This window comes from Rhodococcus sp. Z6_132 (assembly GCF_058133635.1).
This window is the reverse complement of record NZ_JBYUNP010000002.1, coordinates 433,355-451,545: the sequence shown is the minus strand read 5'-3', so window position 1 is coordinate 451,545 and position 18,191 is coordinate 433,355. Positions and strand designations below refer to the sequence as shown.

Below are 18,191 nucleotides of genomic sequence, written 5' to 3'. Positions count from 1 at the left end.
GCCACCGTGGCCTACCGTGGAACCGTGCGCCGACTGCGAACTCTGCTCAAACCGGGCTGGCTGGCCCTGGCCGTGGTGGTCGCCGGGTTCGCCTACATGTGCTTCACCGTGCTGGCGCCGTGGCAGCTGGACAAGAACTCCAGCACCGAGCAGCGCAACGACCAGATCAACGCCTCCTTCTCCGCCGAGCCGGTGGAGCTGGCCGAGGTGGTGCCGGGCACCGAGGCGCCGGAGAGCACCGACGAGTGGCGTCGCGTCACGGTCACCGGCGCCTACCTGACCGACGACCAGGTGCTCGCCCGCCTGCGCTCGGTGCTGGGCCAGCCCGCCTACGAGGTGCTCACCCCGTTCCGGGTCACCGAGGGCGTGTTGACCAACCAGGTGGTGCTGGTCAACCGCGGCTTCGTCCGCCCGATCCAGGGCACCCAGCCCCCGGCCATCACCGCTCCGCCGAGCGAGACCGTGAGGCTGGAGGCGCGCATCCGCCTGGACGAGCGCCCGCAGCCGCGACCGAGCTTCGACGACGGCGGAGTGCGGCAGATCTACGGCGTCAACGCCGGCCAGGTGGGCGAGGTGACCGGGCTGACCGTGCGCCCGGGCTACCTGCAGCTGGGCGACAACCAGCCCGGGGTCCTCGAGGCGCTGCCGCTGCCCCAGCTGGACGCGGGACCCTACCTGTCCTACGGCCTGCAGTGGATCGCGTTCGGCATCATGGCGCCGCTGGGCCTGGGCTACTTCGTGTGGGCCGAGCTCCGCGAGCGGCGGGACAACAAGCGGCGGATCGACCCCGCTGCCACCCCCGAGCCGGAGCTCTCACCGCAGCCGCAGCCTGCCCCGGAGCCGGTCTCCACCCTGGCCGACCGCTACGGCAAGCGCCGCTGAGGAGAGCACCGCCCCACCCTGCACCAGCCGGGACAGCCGCACCGCCCGCCGCAGGTCCGCCACCGTCGGTGCCGCGCCGTGCCCCAGCAGCGGCCGGTGCTGCACCCCGTACGGGTAGGGCGTCGCCCCACCCAGCTGCACGCCCAGCGCGCCGGCGGCGGAGGCCTCCATCACCCCCGCGTTGGGGCTGGGGTGCGCTGCGCCGTCCCGACGCCACGCCCGCACCGCCTGCCGCGGTGAGCCGCCCACCAGCGGCGCGGCCGCCACGGTGAGCACCCCGGCCAGCCGAGCCGGAGCCAGGTTGAGCCCGTCGTCCAGCCGCGCCGCGGCCCACCCGAAGCGCTCGTAGCGCGGCGAGTGGTGCCCGATCATGGCGTCCAGGGTGTTGGCGGCGCGGTAGACCAGCAGGCCGGGCACCCCAGCCAGCGCACCCCACACCAGCGGAGCCACCGTGGCGTCGGAGGTGTTCTCCGCCACCGACTCCACCGTGGCGCGGGCCAGGCCGGCGGCGTCCAGCGCCGACGGGTCGCGCCCGCACAGGGAGGGCAGCCGCCGGCGGGCGGCGTCCAGGTCGTCGGCGGTCAGCTCGGTGGCCATGGCCGAGCCCTCCCGCAGCAGCGAGGTGCCACCCAGCACCGCCCAGGTGGCGGCGGCCGTGGCCAGCACGTGCCCCATCCCGCGCCGGGGCGCCAGCAGGCCCAGGCCCGCGGCGCCGGCCACCAGGACGCCGACGTGCAGCGCGCCGGCGGGGCGGGAGTCGCGGTAGGTCAGCCGCTCCAGGGCCGCGGCGGTGGAGCCGAAGCCGGCCACCGGGTGCCAGCGACGGGGGTCGCCGAGAGCACGGTCGAGGGCCAGGCCGAGCAGCAGACCGACCGCGCGGCGGCTGCCCGCGGTGGTGGAGACGAGAGCGGGCACGGCCGACACGGTACCGACCCGGCGGGCACGCCCGCGTGGGGCGGCCCCGGAGGAACAACGTGGTGGGCGCGATAGGGATCGAACCTACGACCGCCTGTGTGTAAGACAGGTGCTCTACCGCTGAGCTACACGCCCGTGCACACCCCGGCCGGAGCCGCGGCGTGCAGTGATCAACTCTGAGCGCTCACGCCGGCAGCGCTGCCAGCGCCTTGTCCCACGCGGACTGGTCGCGGGCCTCGCCGGGGCCGTTCATCTCAGCGAACCGGATGACGCCCTGCTTGTCGATGACGAACGTGCCCCGGTTGGCGAAGCCGGTCGCGTCGTTGAACACGCCGTAGGCCTGGGCAACCTCGCCGTGCGGCCAGAAGTCGGCCAGCAGCGGGAAGGTGTAGCCCTGGTCGGCGGCCCAGACCTTCAGCGAGGGCGCGGAACCGACCGAGACGGCGAGCACGACGGTGTCGTCGTTCTGGAACTTGGGGAGGTCGTCGCGCACCTGGCAGAGCTCGCCCTGGCAGGTTCCCGTGAACGGCAGGGGGTAGAAGACGAGCAGGACGTTCTTGTCACCCCGGTAGGAGGACAGCGTCACTTCCTGGTTGTTCTGGTCCTTGAGGGTGAAATCAGGTGCAGTCGTACCGACGTCGAGCGTCATGGAAGTCCTCTCCGTACCGCGGAGCCGCCATGGTGCAGCGGCGTCCGGGCGCACCCTGCGCCCCGCAAAAGCCTAGCGGGACGGGCCGGAGACTCCACGCACGGCTGAGACTCCACCCGGTGGTCACCCGACCGGCAGGATCAGCGCTTGGCCTTGGTCCGAGGCTGCACCAGACGGTTGGCGGTCCAGTCACCCAGGTTCATCGTCAGCGTCTGCGTCAACCCTGCGGTGGGCGCGGCCTCAGCGATCTCGCTCGGCTCGACGTGCCCGTTGACGCCGGTCTTGGGGCTCAGCACCCACACCACGCCGTCGTCGGCCAGCGGTCCGATGGCGTCCACCAACGCGTCGACCAGGTCGCCGTCACCGTCCCGCCACCACAGCAGCGCCACGTCGATGACCTCGTCGGTGTCCTCGTCGACCAGCTCGCTGCCGGACTGCTGCTCCACGATCGCCCGCAGGGAATCGTCGGTGTCCTCGTCCCAGCCAATCTCCTGCACCACCATCCCGTGCACAATTCCGAGCTTCTCGGCGTCATTTCGGGAATCCCCCGCGGCGACCACGGTGCGGTCCTCCTTCAGTTGGTGCTCAGGAACGGCGGTCGCCGCACCTCGTGTCGTGTTGCTCGTGTCAGGTGAGCGAACAGGCTCAGGCCCCCAGACGCAAGCCGAGACAGGATATTGAGACAGCGCCCTCCACACCAGCACCCGGGGCACGACCTAGGAGGTGCAGGAGGTCTTGATCTTGTCGAGGTGGGCGTTGTAGTCGTTCTTGGCGGCGTTGAACGGCGCCGACATCCGCTGCGGGATCGCCGCGATCACCGCGTCCAGCGAGGTGGCCATCAGCGGCAGCTCGGTGGTCAGCAGGTCAGTGGCCGGCAGCCGCTCCACGCCGGGGACGGTGCGCAGCTGTTGCGGCAGGGGCCCGAGCTTGGCGAGCGCGGCGGTCTCGGCAGCGACCAGCTCCGGGGTGACCCCCTTGCCGGCGTTGGCCACCGTGAGGAAGTCGTTCACGGCCTTGGTGGCCGCGTTGGTGAGCTGCGGGATGCGCCCGCACACCACGAGGCGGTCCCCGACGGCAACGACGGTGGGCGGCACACCCGTGGCGGATGCAGCGGTGCTGGTCGGGCGCGTGGTGGTGGGGCGCGCCGTGGTGGGGCGCGCCGTGGTGGTGGTCGTCGCGGTGGCTGAGGTGGTGCCCCGAGCCACGGCCAGCGCGGGGTCGGGCTTCGCCTCGCCGTCCACCTGGCTGGTGCAGGCCGCCCCGGCGCCGACCACGAGGAGCGCACCCACCAGAGCCGCCGTTGACCCCACTCGTGTCCTGCCCATCAGTCCCACCCGCTCTGCTCGTTCGCCGAATGCCCCAGGAGAGCAACGATGCTCGTGCCAGCACCCCCGCTCCGGCGAGGACGCTACCCGCTGGTAGGGATCCCCATCGCACCTTGACCACTACATGCGGCACGATTGAGCATGGGACACACCGACTCCGTCGCTGCTGCCCCCGCCGTCCGCACCACGGACGCGTCCGGCACCGGGCTCACCCCAAGGCCCGTGCCCACCCAGAGTGAGGAGCACACCGTGGCCGAGCGATCGAGCGCCCCGTCGGAGCTTGGCGGGAGCGACACGCCCGCGAAGGGTCCGGCACGGGTTCGTGTCATCCGGGAAGGTGTCGGTTCCTACCTCCCCGACATCGACCCCGAGGAGACGGCCGAGTGGCTGGAGTCCTTTGACGCGATGCTCAGCGAGGCCGGTCCGCAGCGCGCCCGCTACCTGATGCTCCGGCTGCTCGAGCGCGCCGGTGACGCCCGGGTGGCCCTGCCGTCGCTGACCTCCACCGACTACGTCAACACCATCCCCACCGAGAACGAGCCGTGGTTCCCCGGCGACGAGGAGGTGGAGCGCCGCTACCGCGCCTGGATCCGCTGGAACGCCGCGGTGATGGTGCACCGGGCGCAGCGCCCGGGCGTCGGCGTCGGCGGACACATCTCCACCTACGCCAGCTCCGCAGCGCTGTACGAGGTGGGCTTCAACCACTTCTTCCGCGGCCGCGACCACCCCGGTGGCGGCGACCAGGTCTTCATCCAGGGCCACGCCTCCCCCGGCATCTACGCCCGCGCGTTCCTCGAGGGCCGGCTCTCCGCCGAGCAGCTCGACGGCTTCCGCCAGGAGTACAGCCACGCCGGCGAGAGCGGCGGCCTGCCGTCGTACCCGCACCCCCGGCTGCTGCCGGACTTCTGGGAGTTCCCCACGGTGTCCATGGGCCTCGGGCCGATGAACGCCATCTACCAGGCCCGCTTCAACAAGTACCTGCAGCACCGCAGCATCAAGGACACCTCCGACCAGCACGTGTGGGCCTTCCTCGGTGACGGCGAGATGGACGAGCCGGAGTCGCGCGGGCTGGTGCACGTGGCGGCCACCGACCAGCTGGACAACCTCACGTTCGTCGTCAACTGCAACCTGCAGCGCCTGGACGGGCCGGTGCGCGGCAACGGCAAGATCATCCAGGAGCTGGAGAGCTTCTTCCGTGGCGCCGGCTGGAACGTCATCAAGGTGGTGTGGGGCCGGGAGTGGGACAGCCTGCTGCACGCCGACCGCGACGGTGCGCTGGTCAACCTGATGAACAGCACCCCCGACGGTGACTACCAGACCTACAAGGCCAACGACGGCGGCTACGTCCGCGAGCACTTCTTCGGGCGCGACCCGCGCACCAAGGAGCTGGTCGACCCGATGACCGACTCCGAGATCTGGAACCTCAAGCGCGGTGGGCACGACTACCGCAAGGTGCACGCCGCCTACGCCGCCGCGATGGCGCACAAGGGCCAGCCCACGGTCATCCTGGCCAAGACCATCAAGGGCTACGGGCTGGGCACGCACTTCGAGGGCCGCAACGCCACGCACCAGATGAAGAAGCTGACCCTCGACGACCTCAAGCACCTGCGCGACAGCCAGCACATCCCGATCAGCGACGAGGACCTCGAGCGCGACCCGTACCTGCCGCCGTACTACCACCCCGGCGCCGACGCCCCGGAGATCAAGTACCTGCGGGAGCGCCGCCGGGTGCTGGGCGGCTACCTGCCCACTCGCAAGGTGACGGCGAACAACCCGCCGCTGCCCGAGGACAAGACCTACGACGTGGTCAAGCGCGGCTCGGGCAAGCAGGAGGTGGCCACCACCATGGCCTTCGTCCGGCTGCTCAAGGAGCTGATGCGGGACAAGGGGTGGGGCAAGCGGTTCGTCCCGATCATCCCCGACGAGGCGCGCACCTTCGGCATGGACTCGATGTTCCCCACGCTGAAGATCTACAACCCCAACGGCCAGCTGTACACCTCGGTGGACGCCGACCTGATGCTCGCCTACAAGGAGAGCGAGGTCGGCCAGATCCTGCACGAGGGGATCAACGAGGCGGGCTCGACGGCCGCGTTCACCGCGGTCGGCACCTCCTACGCCACCCACGGCGAGCCGATGATCCCGATCTACATCTTCTACTCGATGTTCGGCTTCCAGCGCACCGGCGACGGGCTGTGGGCCGCCGCCGACCAGATGGCCCGCGGCTTCGCCCTGGGGGCCACTGCCGGGCGCACCACCCTCACCGGTGAGGGCCTGCAGCACGCCGACGGCCACTCGCTGCTGCTGGCGGCGAGCAACCCCGCGGTCGTCGCCTACGACCCGGCCTACGGCTACGAGATCGGCCACATCGTGCGCGAGGGCCTGCGCCGGATGTACGGCGACGGCGGCCCGGACGGCGCCGGCGAGAACGTCTTCTACTACCTCACCGTCTACAACGAGCCCTACCAGCAGCCGGCCGAGCCCGAGGACGTCGACGTGGAGGGCATCCTCCGCGGCATCCACCGGGTGAGCACCGCACCGGCGGGAACGGGTCCGCGCGCGCAGATCCTCGCCTCCGGCGTGGCCCTGCCGTGGGCGATGAAGGCCCAGCAGCTGCTGGCCGACGACTGGGACGTGGCGGCGGACGTGTGGTCGGTGACGTCGTGGAACGAGCTGCACCGCGACGGCGTGGAGTGCGAGCGTGAGGCGCTGCGCCACCCCGAGGCGGACAAGCGCGTGCCCTACGTGACCGAGGCGCTGACCGACCTGGCCGGACCCGTGGTCGCGGTGTCGGACTGGATGCGCGCGGTGCCGGACATGATCCGCCAGTGGGTGCCCAACGAGTACATCACCCTGGGCACCGACGGGTTCGGCTTCTCCGACACCCGACCGGCGGCCCGCCGGGTGTTCAACGTGGACGCCGAGTCGGTCGTGGTGGCCGTGCTGTCCTCGCTGGCCGAGTCCGGCGACGTGCCCGAGAAGGCACCGGTCGAGGCGGCCGCGCAGTACAAGATCGACGACCCCCGCGCGGCCGGCCCCTCCACCGGCGACACCGGCGTCGCCTGAGCGGGTAGCTCCGCACTCTCCGAGGCCGTGCGATCAGGAGCCGTAGCGCTCCTGGTGCACGGCCTCGCTGAGCGGGCGGCGGCTGCGCCAGCCGAAGCGCTCCAGGTCGGGCACCTCCTGGCGCCGGGCCACGTGGCCCACGCACAGCCAGCCGATGGGTCGCACCGGCTCGGCCACCCCCACCAGCTCGGCGAGCACCTCCTCGTCGTAGAAGCTCACCCAGCCCACCCCGAGCCCCTCGGCCGTGGCGGCCAGCCACAGGTTCTGCACGGCCAGCACGGTGGAGAACAGGCCGGTGTCGGCCACGGTGTGCCGGCCCAGCACGTGCTGGCCGCCGCGGCTCTGGTCGTGGGTGACCACCACGCCCAACCCGCTCTCCTGGATGCCCTCCACCTTGATGGGGTCGAAGGTGGTGGCCCGCTCGGGCGGCAGCGTGGCGGCGAACTCCCGGCGCTTGGCGGCCACGTGCTCGGCGAAACGGTGCAGGGTCTGCGGCCGGCGCACCAGGACGAAGTCCCACGGCTGGGTCATGCCGACGCTGGGCGCGGCGTGCGCGGCGGTGAGCACCCGGTGCAGCACGTCCTCGGCCACCGCTTCTCCGGTGAACTCAGCCCGGACGTCCCGGCGCATCCGGATGGCGTCGTAGAGGGTGGTGGTGGGCTCGGCGCTGGGGGTGGACCCGGAGCTGTCGCGACGTTCGGCCGTCATCGGAGCCACGCTAGCCCAGCGCCCACACCCCGGTCACGGCGCTGCGCGCGCCGGTCAGCGGGAGTGACAGCACTGCGCGCCCCGAGGAAGTCCTCGGGGCGCGCAGTGGAGGGCGTCAGCCCAGCCCTACTTCATCCAGGCCCTACTTCATCCAGGCCTTACTTCATCCAAGCCTTGTCGAACAGGATGATCCCGTCCAGGCTCGGCTTGAGGCCGTGCACCGAGGTCTGCCACGGAATCAGCGCGGCCTGCGTGCCCCAGGTGAGGAACGGCACGGTCTCGTTCATCAGCTTCTGGATCTCCGCGATGGCGGTGCGCTTGTCCGCGTCGGTGCTCGCCGACTTCACCTTCACCAGCGCGGCGTCCATGGCCGCGTTCTTGTAGCCCATGGAGTTGGTGTCGGAGTCACTGGCCAGGGTGCTGGCGAGGCGGATCTGCGGAGCCGCCTCCCACAGGCTGAACGACCCGCGGCTGATGTCGTAGTCGTTGTCGACGTAGATCCGCTTGGTCAGCTCGGTGACGTTGTTGGCGTAGCTGATCTCCACGGTGAACCCGACGGCCTGCAGCATCGCCTGGACGGCGAGCGCCTGCGCCTGGGCCTTGGGCTCCATGAAGCCGGCGTAGGTGAGGCGACCGTCGTACCCGTCCTTCTTCGCCTCCTCGAGCAGCTGCTTGGCCTTCTCCGGGTCGTAGCCCAGCCCACGGACGTCGGTGTGCCAGCGCGACCACTCGGGGAAGAGGTCGGCGCCGGGCATGCCCTTGCCGGCGTACACCCGCTGGTCGATGGCCTCGGGGTTGACCGCGTAGGCCATCGCCTGGCGAATGCGCACGTCGGCGCCCGGGCGACCCGGACGGTGGTTGATCACGCCCACGTTGCCCAGCGCACCGGTGTCCACGAAGGCAGGCGCGTTCATCGCCGTGATCTGCTCGGTGGCCTCCGGGTTGCGCAGGTAAATCATCTGCACGCCACCGGACTTGAAGGCGTCGACCTTGGCCTGCTCACCGGCGATGTTCACGAAGCGCAGCGTGCTGATGTTCGGCTCGCCACCCCAGTAGCCCGGGTTGGCCTTGAGGACGAGCTCGTTCTGCGGAGACAGCCGCTCGACGGTGTACGGACCTGCCCCGATCGGGGTGAACTTCCCGCTCTGCATCGAGCTGGGCGCCACGATGACGCCCGGCCCGGAGGACAGCATCGCCCAGAACTCCGGCCACGCCTCGGTGAGGGTGAACACCACGGTGCTGGGGGTGGGTGACTCCATCTTGGACACCCCGGTCTTGAACAGCTGGCTGTTCAGGCCCCGCTTGTCCAGGTACCGCTGGATGCTCCAGAGCACGGCCTGCCCGTTCAGGGGCGTGCCGTCGCTGAACGTCACGCCGTCGCGCAGGGTCAGCGTCCAGGTCTTCTGGTCCTCGCTGACGTCCACGGCCTTGGCCAGCTGCGGCTCGTACTTGTCCGTCTGGGCGTCGTAGCGCACCAGCAGGTCGTAGACCGCGGCCAGCTCGGTGCCGCCGGTGGATCCGGTCGCGTAGGTGACGAGCGGGTCCAGGGTGGACACCGGGGCGTAGGTGGCATAGCTGAGCGTGCCGCCGCGGACCGGCTCGCCGCCGTCGCCCTGCTCACCGACGAGCCCGACCCGCACGGCAGGGCCGTCCTGGGCGGTCTTGTCACCGCTGCTCTCGGTGCCGCCGGCGCACCCGGCGAGCAGCAGGCTGCCCACCACGGTGGCTGCAGCCATCCGGCTCCAGCGCGTCCTCGTCAGACGGGTCATCGATGTTCCTCCTCCAGACGTGCAGGACCGGTGCGCGACGCCTGCTGAGACGTGCATCACGCACCGGAGATCGCCGCAATCCTGGTGATGCGGACCACACCTCGGCGGTTCGCCTCCCACTCACCGGAATGCGCCTGGGGCTGTGCCGCCCTCCCCTGCGCGCCGTTGCGCGTCGGCAGGCGCTACCTTGCCGAGGGTGTCCCCCTCCGCGTCCCGCCCCTCCGCGCCCCTGCCCAGCCGGCTGATCCGCAAGCTCGAGCTGTCCTCCGGCGAGTACTCGGTGCAGGCGATCGCGGCGATGCACGAGACGCTGCCCTTCTTCGAGGAGCTCGGCGCGGACGTCCGCGCCAGCGTGGCCCTGGTGGTGCAGACCGGCGTCACCAACTTCGTCCGCTGGCTGCGTGACCCCGACTCCGCGGTACAGCTGACCACCCAGGCCTTCGGCGCGGTCCCCCCCGAGCTGATGAAGCAGGTCAGCCTGCGGCAGACCGTGGACATGGTGCGCACCGCCACCGGGGTCTTCGAGCGCTACCTGCCCGCGCTGGCCTACGACGACGAGCAGCGGGTGGCCCTCACCGAGGCGGTGCTGCGCTACAGCCGGGAGATCGCCTTCTCCGCGGCCACCGTCTACGCCTCGGCGGCGGAGTCCCGGGGGGCCTGGGACGCGCGCCTGGAAGCCCTGGTGGTGGACGGGGTGGTGCGTGGCGACGCCGACGAGTCCTTGTTGTCCCGCGCGTCGGCGCTGGGCTGGGACCTCGGCTCGCTGGCCACCGTGCTGGTGGGCAACCCGCCCGACGACGAGGGCCTGGCACTGGTGGGTGCGGTGCACGCCGCGGCCGCCGAGCACGGACGCAACGCCCTGGTCGGGGTGCAGGGCTCGCGGCTGGTGGTGATCGTGAGCGGCCGGCTGCAGCCCGCCCTGCTCGACGACCTCGCGGCCTGCTTCGCCGCAGGGCCGGTGGTGGTGGGCCCGACGTCGAGCTCGGTGGGGGCGGCGCACCGCAGCGCACTGGAGGCGATGGCGGGGTTGCGCGCCGTCCCCGCCTGGCCCGCCGCGCCGCGCCCGGTGCTCGCCGCCGACCTCCTGCCCGAGCGCGTGCTCGCCGGGGACCCCTACGCAGAGCGCGCCCTGCTGCAGGGCGTGGTGCACCCCCTGGACGAGGCCGGCGGGTCGCTGGCCAGCACCCTGCAGGCCTACCTGGAGGGGGGCGGCGCCATCGAGAGCTGCGCGCGGTCGTTGTTCGTCCACGCCAACACGGTGCGCTACCGACTGCGAAAAGTGGCAGAGATCACGCACCGCGAACCGAGCGTTCCGCGCGACGCGTACGTCCTGCGCGTTGCCCTGGCCGTCGGCCGACTCACCGAGTCTCGCCCCTCTGCCTAGCGATTCATCCGCACCCAGCCATGACGTCCGCGCACGTCAGCGACTCGCCCGCCCGCCGAGGACGCCCACTGCGGTTGCCCGCCCGGATCGCGCGGCACACCGACCGCCCCGGGACCGTTGTAGGAATCCCACAACACCGAGCCGCAGACTTGGTGCCCCAGAACGGGGACCTGCTGCACCCGGACCGTGTTTCCTGATGTCCGTGATCGCCTTACTCGCACCCGGCCAGGGCTCGCAAGCTCCCGGCATGCTCGAACCGTGGCTGGCGCTGCCCGGCGCACCAGAGCGAGTGGCGGCGTGGTCGGCTGCCGCTGACCTCGACCTCGCCCGGCTGGGCACCACCGCGACCGCCGAGGAGATCACCGACACCGCGGTCACCCAGCCGCTGGTCGTGGCCCTTGCGCTGCTGGCCTACGAGGAGCTCGAGCGTCGTGGCGAGCTGCCCAGCGAGGTGCTGACCGCCGGACACTCCGTGGGTGAGCTGGCCGCCGCCGCCATCGCCGGGGTCTTCTCCCCCGACGACGCGGTCGCGCTGGCCGCCGTGCGCGGTGCGGCCATGGGGGCCGCCTGCGCCGCCGAGGCCACCGGCATGGCGGCCGTGCTCGGCGGCGACGCCGCGGAGGTCACCGCCCGCCTGGACGAGCTGGGCCTGGTCCCGGCCAACCAGAACGCCAAGGGCCAGGTGGTGGCCGCTGGACTGCTCACCGCCCTGGACGCCCTCGAGGCCGACCCGCCGGCCAAGGCCCGGATCCGCCGGCTCAGCGTCGCCGGCGCCTTCCACACGCCCTACATGGCCTCCGCGCAGGACGCCGTCGCCGAGCGCGTCGCCGCCATCACCCCGCACGACCCGGTCCGCCCCCTGCTGTCCAACGCCGACGGTCAGGTGGTCCACAGTGGCCAGGACGTGCTGCGACGACTGGTCACCCAGGTGACCAACCCGGTGCGCTGGGACGCGTGCATGGTCACCATGGCCGAGCTCGGCGCCACCGCCCTGGTGGAGCTTCCCCCGTCCGGGGCGCTGGTGGGCATGGCCAAGCGGGAGCTGCGCGGCACCCCGACCCTGGCCCTGAAGACCCCGGACGACCTCGCTGCGCTCACCGCCCTCGCGGTGACCCAGTGAGCCCCGCGCTCCAGCTGGCGGCACCTGTCGTCGGAGCCCGCCTGCTGGGCGTCGGCAGCTACCAGCCGGCCCGCGTGGTCACCAACGACGAGCTGGCCCTGACCATCGACACCACCGACGAGTGGGTCCGCTCCCGCGTCGGCGTGGTCAGCAGGCACCTGGCCGACCCCGCCGAGCTGCTGGTCGACATGGCCACCTCCGCCGCCGCGGCGGCAATCGCTGATGCGGGCCTGGTGCCGGCCGACGTCGACACGGTCATCGTGGCCACCTGCACCATGCCCACCTCGGTGCCCAACGCCGCCGCCCGCGTGGCCACCGGCCTGGGCGTCAACGGCATCGGCGCGTTCGACGTGAACGCCGCCTGCGCCGGGTTCACCTACGGCCTGGCCGTCGCCGCCGACCTGGTCCGCTCCGGCAGCGCCCGCACCGTCGTGGTGGTGGGCGCGGAGAAGTTCACCGACTGGGTCGACCCGCAGGACCGCTCCACCGCCATCATCTTCGCCGACGGAGCCGGTGCCGCCGTGATCGGCGCAGCCGACGCCGAGCACCCCGCCGGCATCGGTCCGGTGGTGTGGGGCAGCTCGGGCGACATGGCCGACGTGATCAGCATCCCCGACCGCACCGCGTTCCTGCAGCAGGAGGGCCAGACGGTCTTCCGCTGGGCCACCACCAAGATTGCGCCGGTGGCGCTGGCCGCCATCGAGCGCGCCGGGATCAAGCCGGGCGACATCGACGTGCTGATCCCCCACCAAGCCAACCTGCGCATCCTCGAGGCCATCGCCAAGGCCCTGCGCAAGGAGGGCGCGCGGGACGAGATGGTCCTCGCGCGCGACATCATCAGCTCGGGCAACACCTCGGCTGCATCTATACCCATGGCACTGGACCACCTCCGCACGGAGGGGACGGTGCGCAGCGGCGACGTGGCCCTGCTCGTCGGCTTCGGCGCCGGACTGTGCTTCGCAGCCCAAGTTGTGCTGCTGCCATGATCTTGCGGTTCTACCCAACACCAGAAGGGAATCACCACCTGTGAGCAACGAAGAGATCACCTCCGGCTTGGCCGAGATCATCGAGGAGGTCGTCGGCATCGAGGCGTCCGAGGTGACCGTGGACAAGTCCTTCGTGGACGACCTGGACATCGACTCCCTGTCGATGGTCGAGATCGCGGTCCAGACCGAGGACAAGTACGGCGTCAAGATCCCGGACGACGAGCTCGCCAACCTGAAGACGGTCGGCGACGCCGTGAACTACATCGCGAAGAACAAGTGACGTCTTTCTCCAGCACTCCCGGTGACGGCGCCCCCCAGGGGGTCGTCGTCACCGGGCTCGGTGCCACCACACCCCTGGGCGGGGACGTCGCCTCCACCTGGTCCGGCCTGCTCGAGGCCCGCAGCGGCATCGCGCCGATGCACCAGGAGTGGGTCACCAAGTTCGACCTGCCCGTCACCATCGCCGCCCAGCTCGCGGTGCAGCCCACCGAGATCCTCACCCGGGTCGAGGCTCGCCGCCTGGACCGCTGCCAGCAGCTCGCCGTGGTCGCCTCCCGCGAGGCCTGGGCTCACGCCGGTGCCCCCGAGGTCGACCCCGAGCGTCTCGCCGTGGTCGTCGGCACCGGTATCGGCGGCGCCAACACCCTGCTCGACCAGGACGACCTGCTGGAGGGCCACGGCCTCCGCAAGGTCTCCCCCCTCACCATTCCGATGCTCATGCCCAACGGTGCGGCCGCAGCGGTCGGCCTGGAGCGCGGCGCCCGCGCCGGCGTGCACGCCCCGGTCTCCGCCTGCGCCTCCGGCGCCGAGGCGCTGGCCTGGGGCTGGCGGATGATCATGACCGGCGAGGCCGACGTGGTCATCGCCGGCGGCACCGAGTCGTGCATCGCCGCCATCCCGTTCGCCGGCTTCTCCCAGATGCGCGCGATGAGCACCCGCAACGACGATCCGACCGGGGCCTCGCGGCCCTTCGACGTCGACCGCGACGGCTTCGTCCTCGGCGAGGGCGCCGGCATCGTGGTGCTGGAGCGGGCCGAGTTCGCCGCTGCCCGCGGCGCGACCATCCTCGGGCGGCTGGCTGGCGTCGGCACCACCTCCGACGCCTTCCACATCACCGCCTCCCCGCCGGACGGCGAGGGCCAGTCCCGCGCCATGCGCAAGGCGCTCGCCACCGCCGGCATCTCCGCCGCCGACGTGGGCCACGTCAACGCGCACGCCACGTCCACCCCGATCGGTGACGCCGCCGAGGCGGCATCTATCCGCGGTGCCATCGGCGAGCACGCCGCGGTCACCGCCCCCAAGTCGTCGCTGGGCCACCTGCTCGGCGCGGCCGGTGCGGTGGAGTCCATCGTCACGGTGCTCTCGATCCGCGAGGGGGTCATCCCGCCGACTGCCAACCTGCACAACCAGGACCCGGCCATCGATCTCGACGTGGTCACGGGGTCGCCGCGCAAGGTGACCATCGACGCGGCGATCAACAACTCCTTCGGGTTCGGCGGGCACAACGTCGCGCTCGCCTTCACCCGCGTCTGACCAGCTCTGTGAACCTCTCTCTCCCGAACTGAGAGTCCGACCCGACCTGGGCCTGGCTCCCGCTGTCTGCCCAGGAGCACCCATGACCGCACTTGCCCACACCGAGGCAGCACCCCTCGAGGAGCTCGACCCGCGCGACCCGCTGGTCCGCCTCGAGAACTTTTTCGACCCCGGCACCGTCGTGCTGCTCCGCCCGCGCGACACCTCCGGGGTGCTGGCCGCCCGCGGGCTCGTGGACGGCGCCAAGGCGGTGGCCTTCTGCACCGACGCCACCAAGATGGGTGGTGCGATGGGTTCGGCGGGCTGCCTGCACATCGTCGAGGCCATCGACAAGGCCACCAAGGAGCGCTGCCCGGTGATCGGGCTGTGGCACTCCGGTGGTGCCCGGCTGGCCGAGGGCGTGGAGGCGCTGGACGCCGTGGGCCTGGTGTTCGCGGCCATGGTGCGCGCCTCGGGGAAGGTGCCCCAGATCTCGGTGGTGCTCGGCCCTGCTGCCGGCGGTGCCGCCTACGGGCCGGCGCTGACCGACGTGGTGATCATGGCGCCGGAGGGGCGGGTGTTCGTCACCGGACCGGACGTGGTGCGCAGCGTCACCGGCGAGCAGGTGGACATGGCCGCGCTCGGGGGCCCGGAGGCGCACGGCAAGAAGTCGGGCGTGGTGCACGTGCTGGCCGAGGACGAGCCGGACGCCCTGCAGCGGGCACGCCGCTTCGTGGGGCTGTTCGCGCGGCCGGGCATCTTCGACATGGCCAAGGCCGCGGTGCAGACCGACCTCGGCGTGGTGCTCCCTGTCGCCCGCCAGCGGGCCTACGACGTCCACCCGCTGCTGTGGGAGCTGCTGGACGACACCGCCGAGGGCATCTCCTCCTTCGAGGAGATGCAGCCCAAGTGGGCGCCCAACGTGGTGATCGGGCTGGGCCGGCTGGCTGGACGCACCGTGGGTGTGGTGGCCAACAACCCGCTGCGCCTAGGCGGCTGCCTGAACTCCGAGAGCGCCGAGAAGGCGTCCCGGTTCGTGCGGATGTGCGACGCCTTCGGGGTGCCCCTGGTGGTCATCGTGGACGTGCCCGGCTACCTGCCCGGCGTCGGCCAGGAGTGGGACGGGGTGGTGCGCCGCGGCGCCAAGCTGCTGCACGCCTTCGCCGAGGCGATCGTGCCGCGGGTGACCCTGGTGACCCGCAAGGCCTATGGCGGCGCCTACATCGCCATGAACGCCAAGTCCCTGGGCGCCACCGCCGTCTACGCCTGGCCCAACGCCGAGGTCGCCGTGATGGGGGCCAAGGCCGCGGTGGGCATCCTGCACCGCAAGGCGCTGGCCGCCGCGTCGGAGGAGGACCGCGAGGCCCTGCACCAGCGGCTCGCCACCGAGCACGAGGAGATCGCCGGCGGGGTGAACCGTGCCATCGCCATCGGGGTGGTGGACGACGTCATCGACCCCGCCGACACCCGGCGGCGCATCGCCGAGACCCTGGCGTCGGCCCCGGCCGGCCGCGGCGCACACGGCAACATTCCGCTGTAGCCGCCGGGGGCAGGCAACCACCACCTCGTGGGGCGTTCAGGTTCCTGAGCGCCCCACAGGCGTCTCTCCAGGGGCGACAAGGGCCCGCAACGCCGGGTGAGCCTCCACCCCCGAGGCCGGCGTCAGCCGACGCTGCGGCGCAGCCAGGTGACCTCGAGGCCCTCGCCGCTGCAGCGGTAGGGCTCCAGCGCCTCGTCCCAGGCCGCGCCCAGCGCGCTGTCCAGCTCGGCGGCAAGCCGCTCGGAGTCGGCGCCCGCGGCGGCCATCATGGCCCGCAGGCGCTGCTCGCCGAGCACCACGTCGCCGTTGGCGCTGGTGCTGCCGTGCCACAGGCCCAGACCGGGCACGTGGCTGAACCGCTCGCCGTCCACGCCGAGGCTCGGGTCCTCGGTGACCTCGAAGCGCAGCATCGGCCACGCACGCAGCGCACTGGCCAGCCGCGCCCCCGTGCCCACTGGGCCGACCCACGAACAGGTCGCCTTCAGCTGCCCGGACAGCGCGGGCTGCTCGGTCCACCGCAAGCCGGCGCGCGTGTTCAGCGCGGCCGACAACGCCCACTCGACGTGTGGGCACACCGCAGCGGGGGACGAGTGGACGTAGACCACGCCCATCGTTCCCTCTGCGCACTGCTCTGACATGCCCACAAGTCCACCTCCGGCTCAGACGAGGTACGTCTTCCCCAACGACCTCGGTCCCGAAGCTGACACGTGCGCGTGTGCCGCAGCGCACTCAGTGTGCCCTGCGGTGCCCCTGTTACGCCAGTGACAGTTCTCTCAGGAAAAGAATTGGAATCGCCCCTTCTAACATCACTGTCCGTATGTTAGACATCACTGTGCGTCGGCGTGTTGGGCGACGGTGCACAACCCGCCCATGTCGCCGAGCGCGGAGCCCGCTCGAAAGGGCGCCCGCTCGTCGGTGAACGGTGCACCCGAGCGTTTTCTCCGGGTGGCACGCACGAAACGCTGAGAATGCACCGCCGCTGACCACGCACGCCGTACCGAGAGAGGGTGCCATGAAGGCTCTCCCTAAGTCCCCCCGCCGATTCCGCTTCCGCACCGCGGCCACAATGACCCTCGCCTCAGCCTTTCTGCTGGGGCTGACCGGAACCGCCGCAGCACAGATATCCGGGGTCGACGCGGCGTCCTACCAGCACCCCAACGGGCAGAGCATCAACTGGTCCGCGGTCAAGAACCAGGGCGGGCAGTCCTTTGCCATCGTGAAGGCCACCGAGGGAAACTGCGGCTACGTCAACCCCTACTTCCGCAACGATGCGGTCGGCGTGAAGAACGCCGGGATGTACCTGGGCACCTACCACTACGCGCGCCCCACCGTGCAGGCCGGGGACCGCTACGCCTCTGCGGAGCAGCAGGCCAACTGCTACCTGGACACGATCGGCGACTACGCCAAGGTGGGGCACCTGCCGCCCGCGCTGGACTACGAGGACACCGGCTCCCAGCTCGGCGCGACCGACCTGGTCAACTGGGCGCAGCGCTGGCTGGACACCGTCGAGCGCCGCACCGGCCGGGTGCCCCTGGTCTACGCCGCACGCTGGTACTGGTCGGAGTACCTGAACAACACCACCCAGTTCGCCCGCTACCCGTTGTGGGCTGCGCACTACAACACCTCGATCTCCGCGCCCACCCTCTTCGGCGGCTGGACCTCGTGGAAGATCTGGCAGTACAGCGACACCGGCCGGATCGCCGGCATCAACGCCAACGTCGACATGAACCGCTTCTCCGGCGACGCCAACGCCCTGGCCCGGCTCGCCGGCAGCAGCGGCGGCGGGGCGGCCCCGGTCCCCCCCAAGACCGCCGACCTGCAGGTGACCCTCCAGGCTCCGCTGAACGTGGCCCCGGGGCAGAGCTTCACCGCCACCGTCACCGCGACCAACCACGGGCCCGCCAGCTCGCCGGCCGCGACCGTCAGCGTGATCCCGCTGGGCGCGTTCACCACCACCAGCACCGGTGGCGGCACCGCGGCGGGCCCGAACACCGACCTGACCGTTCCGGCACTGGCCGCGGGCAAGAACAAGACGTTCCCGCTCACCATCACCGCCAACGGCGGGCTCGGTGCGCTCATCGCCATCAGCCTGCCCTCCCCCGCCGACCCCGACTTCTTCAACAACATCGGCTTCGCGCCGGTGCTGTCCTTCTGAGAGGCTCTCCCCATGAGCAGCCATCCCGACCGTGACCCGGACCCGCGCAGTGACGACAGCCCCGAGCTGACGCCAGGACCGGAGGACAAGGGCGGTCACGGCGGGATGGCCACTCGCGAGGTGGAGGCGGACACCCCGGGCGCACCCCACCGCGACTGACCTGGGCAAACACCCTCTGTAGTT

The 18,191-nt window shown here is 71.6% G+C and carries 17 protein-coding genes and 1 tRNA gene; 10 read left to right on the top strand and 8 right to left on the bottom strand.

Translation table 11 applies throughout. The features are described from left to right. The first annotated feature begins 24 nt into the window (after nt 1–24). Nucleotides 25–882: an SURF1 family cytochrome oxidase biogenesis protein gene (locus AC3YO9_RS08805; RefSeq protein ID WP_127783416.1), complete on the top strand. Its 858-nt coding sequence runs from the start codon at nt 25–27 to the stop codon at nt 880–882. On the opposite strand, the gene AC3YO9_RS08800 is transcribed toward AC3YO9_RS08805, so the two are convergent. The 5 genes from AC3YO9_RS08800 to AC3YO9_RS08780 all read right to left on the bottom strand — a co-directional run bounded on the left by AC3YO9_RS08800 (nt 814) and on the right by AC3YO9_RS08780 (nt 3,735). Continuing rightward, a complete protein-coding gene (locus tag AC3YO9_RS08800; RefSeq protein ID WP_489982883.1) occupies nt 814–1,797 on the bottom strand; it encodes a cobalamin biosynthesis protein in 984 nt (327 codons plus the stop codon). The two genes, AC3YO9_RS08805 and AC3YO9_RS08800, sit on opposite strands and share 69 nt — an antisense overlap. A gap of 60 nt (nt 1,798–1,857) precedes the next feature. Then, nucleotides 1,858–1,932 (bottom strand) — tRNA-Val (locus tag AC3YO9_RS08795). A 49-nt stretch (nt 1,933–1,981) separates the two neighbouring features. Next, nucleotides 1,982–2,446, bottom strand: a complete 465-nt coding sequence (locus AC3YO9_RS08790; protein WP_127783418.1) for a peroxiredoxin — start codon at nt 2,444–2,446, stop codon at nt 1,982–1,984. A 140-nt stretch (nt 2,447–2,586) separates the two neighbouring features. Continuing rightward, the gene (locus AC3YO9_RS08785; RefSeq protein WP_127783419.1) at nt 2,587–3,006 is read right to left on the bottom strand and encodes a DUF3052 domain-containing protein; all 420 of its coding nucleotides are present in this window, start codon (nt 3,004–3,006) and stop codon (nt 2,587–2,589) included. Nucleotides 3,007–3,162: 156 nt separating this feature from the next. After that, nucleotides 3,163–3,735, bottom strand: a complete 573-nt coding sequence (locus AC3YO9_RS08780; RefSeq protein ID WP_489982882.1) for a hypothetical protein — start codon at nt 3,733–3,735, stop codon at nt 3,163–3,165. 177 nt (nt 3,736–3,912) lie between these two features. On the opposite strand from AC3YO9_RS08780, the gene aceE reads away from it, so the two are divergent. Next, nucleotides 3,913–6,834 carry a pyruvate dehydrogenase (acetyl-transferring), homodimeric type gene (gene aceE / locus AC3YO9_RS08775; protein WP_127783421.1) on the top strand — a complete coding sequence of 974 codons (2,922 nt, stop codon included), beginning with the start codon at nt 3,913–3,915 and terminating at the stop codon, nt 6,832–6,834. A 33-nt stretch (nt 6,835–6,867) separates the two neighbouring features. On the opposite strand, the gene bluB is transcribed toward aceE, so the two are convergent. Together bluB and AC3YO9_RS08765 are read right to left on the bottom strand one after the other, a co-directional pair. Further along, a complete protein-coding gene (gene bluB / locus AC3YO9_RS08770) occupies nt 6,868–7,542 on the bottom strand; it encodes a 5,6-dimethylbenzimidazole synthase (protein ID WP_489982881.1) in 675 nt (224 codons plus the stop codon). 158 nt (nt 7,543–7,700) lie between these two features. Beyond that, nucleotides 7,701–9,311, bottom strand: a complete 1,611-nt coding sequence (locus tag AC3YO9_RS08765) for an ABC transporter substrate-binding protein (RefSeq protein ID WP_127783423.1) — start codon at nt 9,309–9,311, stop codon at nt 7,701–7,703. Between the two features lie 196 nt (nt 9,312–9,507). Here AC3YO9_RS08765 and AC3YO9_RS08760 point away from each other — a divergent pair, with 196 nt between their 5' ends. The 6 genes from AC3YO9_RS08760 (at nt 9,508) to AC3YO9_RS08735 (ending at nt 15,853) form a co-directional block, all read left to right on the top strand. After that, nucleotides 9,508–10,695 carry a PucR family transcriptional regulator gene (locus AC3YO9_RS08760; protein WP_206517997.1) on the top strand — a complete coding sequence of 396 codons (1,188 nt, stop codon included), beginning with the start codon at nt 9,508–9,510 and terminating at the stop codon, nt 10,693–10,695. A gap of 202 nt (nt 10,696–10,897) precedes the next feature. Continuing rightward, the gene (locus AC3YO9_RS08755) at nt 10,898–11,815 is read left to right on the top strand and encodes an ACP S-malonyltransferase (protein ID WP_489983448.1); all 918 of its coding nucleotides are present in this window, start codon (nt 10,898–10,900) and stop codon (nt 11,813–11,815) included. Next, nucleotides 11,812–12,801: a beta-ketoacyl-ACP synthase 3 gene (locus tag AC3YO9_RS08750; RefSeq protein WP_127783425.1), complete on the top strand. Its 990-nt coding sequence runs from the start codon at nt 11,812–11,814 to the stop codon at nt 12,799–12,801. Before AC3YO9_RS08755 ends, AC3YO9_RS08750 begins: the two co-directional genes overlap by 4 nt. A 40-nt stretch (nt 12,802–12,841) precedes the next feature. Continuing rightward, a complete protein-coding gene (locus AC3YO9_RS08745; RefSeq protein ID WP_127783426.1) occupies nt 12,842–13,081 on the top strand; it encodes an acyl carrier protein in 240 nt (79 codons plus the stop codon). Further along, nucleotides 13,078–14,334 (top strand): beta-ketoacyl-[acyl-carrier-protein] synthase family protein, encoded by a 1,257-nt coding sequence (locus AC3YO9_RS08740; protein WP_127783427.1) that lies wholly within the window; start codon nt 13,078–13,080, stop codon nt 14,332–14,334. The genes AC3YO9_RS08745 and AC3YO9_RS08740 overlap by 4 nt, the downstream gene beginning before the upstream one ends. An 82-nt stretch (nt 14,335–14,416) precedes the next feature. Then, nucleotides 14,417–15,853 (top strand): acyl-CoA carboxylase subunit beta, encoded by a 1,437-nt coding sequence (locus AC3YO9_RS08735; protein WP_127783428.1) that lies wholly within the window; start codon nt 14,417–14,419, stop codon nt 15,851–15,853. Nucleotides 15,854–15,975: 122 nt separating this feature from the next. Here the strand turns inward: AC3YO9_RS08735 and AC3YO9_RS08730 are convergent, their stop codons facing one another. Then, nucleotides 15,976–16,491 (bottom strand): DUF3145 domain-containing protein, encoded by a 516-nt coding sequence (locus AC3YO9_RS08730; RefSeq protein WP_127783429.1) that lies wholly within the window; start codon nt 16,489–16,491, stop codon nt 15,976–15,978. A 428-nt stretch (nt 16,492–16,919) separates the two neighbouring features. Here AC3YO9_RS08730 and AC3YO9_RS08725 point away from each other — a divergent pair, with 428 nt between their 5' ends. Both AC3YO9_RS08725 and AC3YO9_RS08720 read left to right on the top strand, forming a co-directional pair. Continuing rightward, nucleotides 16,920–18,008: a GH25 family lysozyme gene (locus AC3YO9_RS08725; RefSeq protein WP_164860636.1), complete on the top strand. Its 1,089-nt coding sequence runs from the start codon at nt 16,920–16,922 to the stop codon at nt 18,006–18,008. Nucleotides 18,009–18,020: 12 nt separating this feature from the next. Next, nucleotides 18,021–18,167 carry a hypothetical protein gene (locus AC3YO9_RS08720; protein WP_489982880.1) on the top strand — a complete coding sequence of 49 codons (147 nt, stop codon included), beginning with the start codon at nt 18,021–18,023 and terminating at the stop codon, nt 18,165–18,167. Nucleotides 18,168–18,191: the final 24 nt, after the last annotated feature.

Coding starts and splice junctions, on each gene's coding strand:
- AC3YO9_RS08790 (WP_127783418.1), bottom strand. CDS start 2,446: ATGACGCTCGACGTCGGTACGACTGCACCTGATTTCACCCTCAAGGAC.
- aceE (WP_127783421.1), top strand. CDS start 3,913: ATGGGACACACCGACTCCGTCGCTGCTGCCCCCGCCGTCCGCACCACG.
- bluB (WP_489982881.1), bottom strand. CDS start 7,542: ATGACGGCCGAACGTCGCGACAGCTCCGGGTCCACCCCCAGCGCCGAG.
- AC3YO9_RS08765 (WP_127783423.1), bottom strand. CDS start 9,311: ATGACCCGTCTGACGAGGACGCGCTGGAGCCGGATGGCTGCAGCCACC.
- AC3YO9_RS08735 (WP_127783428.1), top strand. CDS start 14,417: ATGACCGCACTTGCCCACACCGAGGCAGCACCCCTCGAGGAGCTCGAC.
- AC3YO9_RS08730 (WP_127783429.1), bottom strand. CDS start 16,491: ATGTCAGAGCAGTGCGCAGAGGGAACGATGGGCGTGGTCTACGTCCAC.
- AC3YO9_RS08725 (WP_164860636.1), top strand. CDS start 16,920: ATGACCCTCGCCTCAGCCTTTCTGCTGGGGCTGACCGGAACCGCCGCA.
- AC3YO9_RS08720 (WP_489982880.1), top strand. CDS start 18,021: ATGAGCAGCCATCCCGACCGTGACCCGGACCCGCGCAGTGACGACAGC.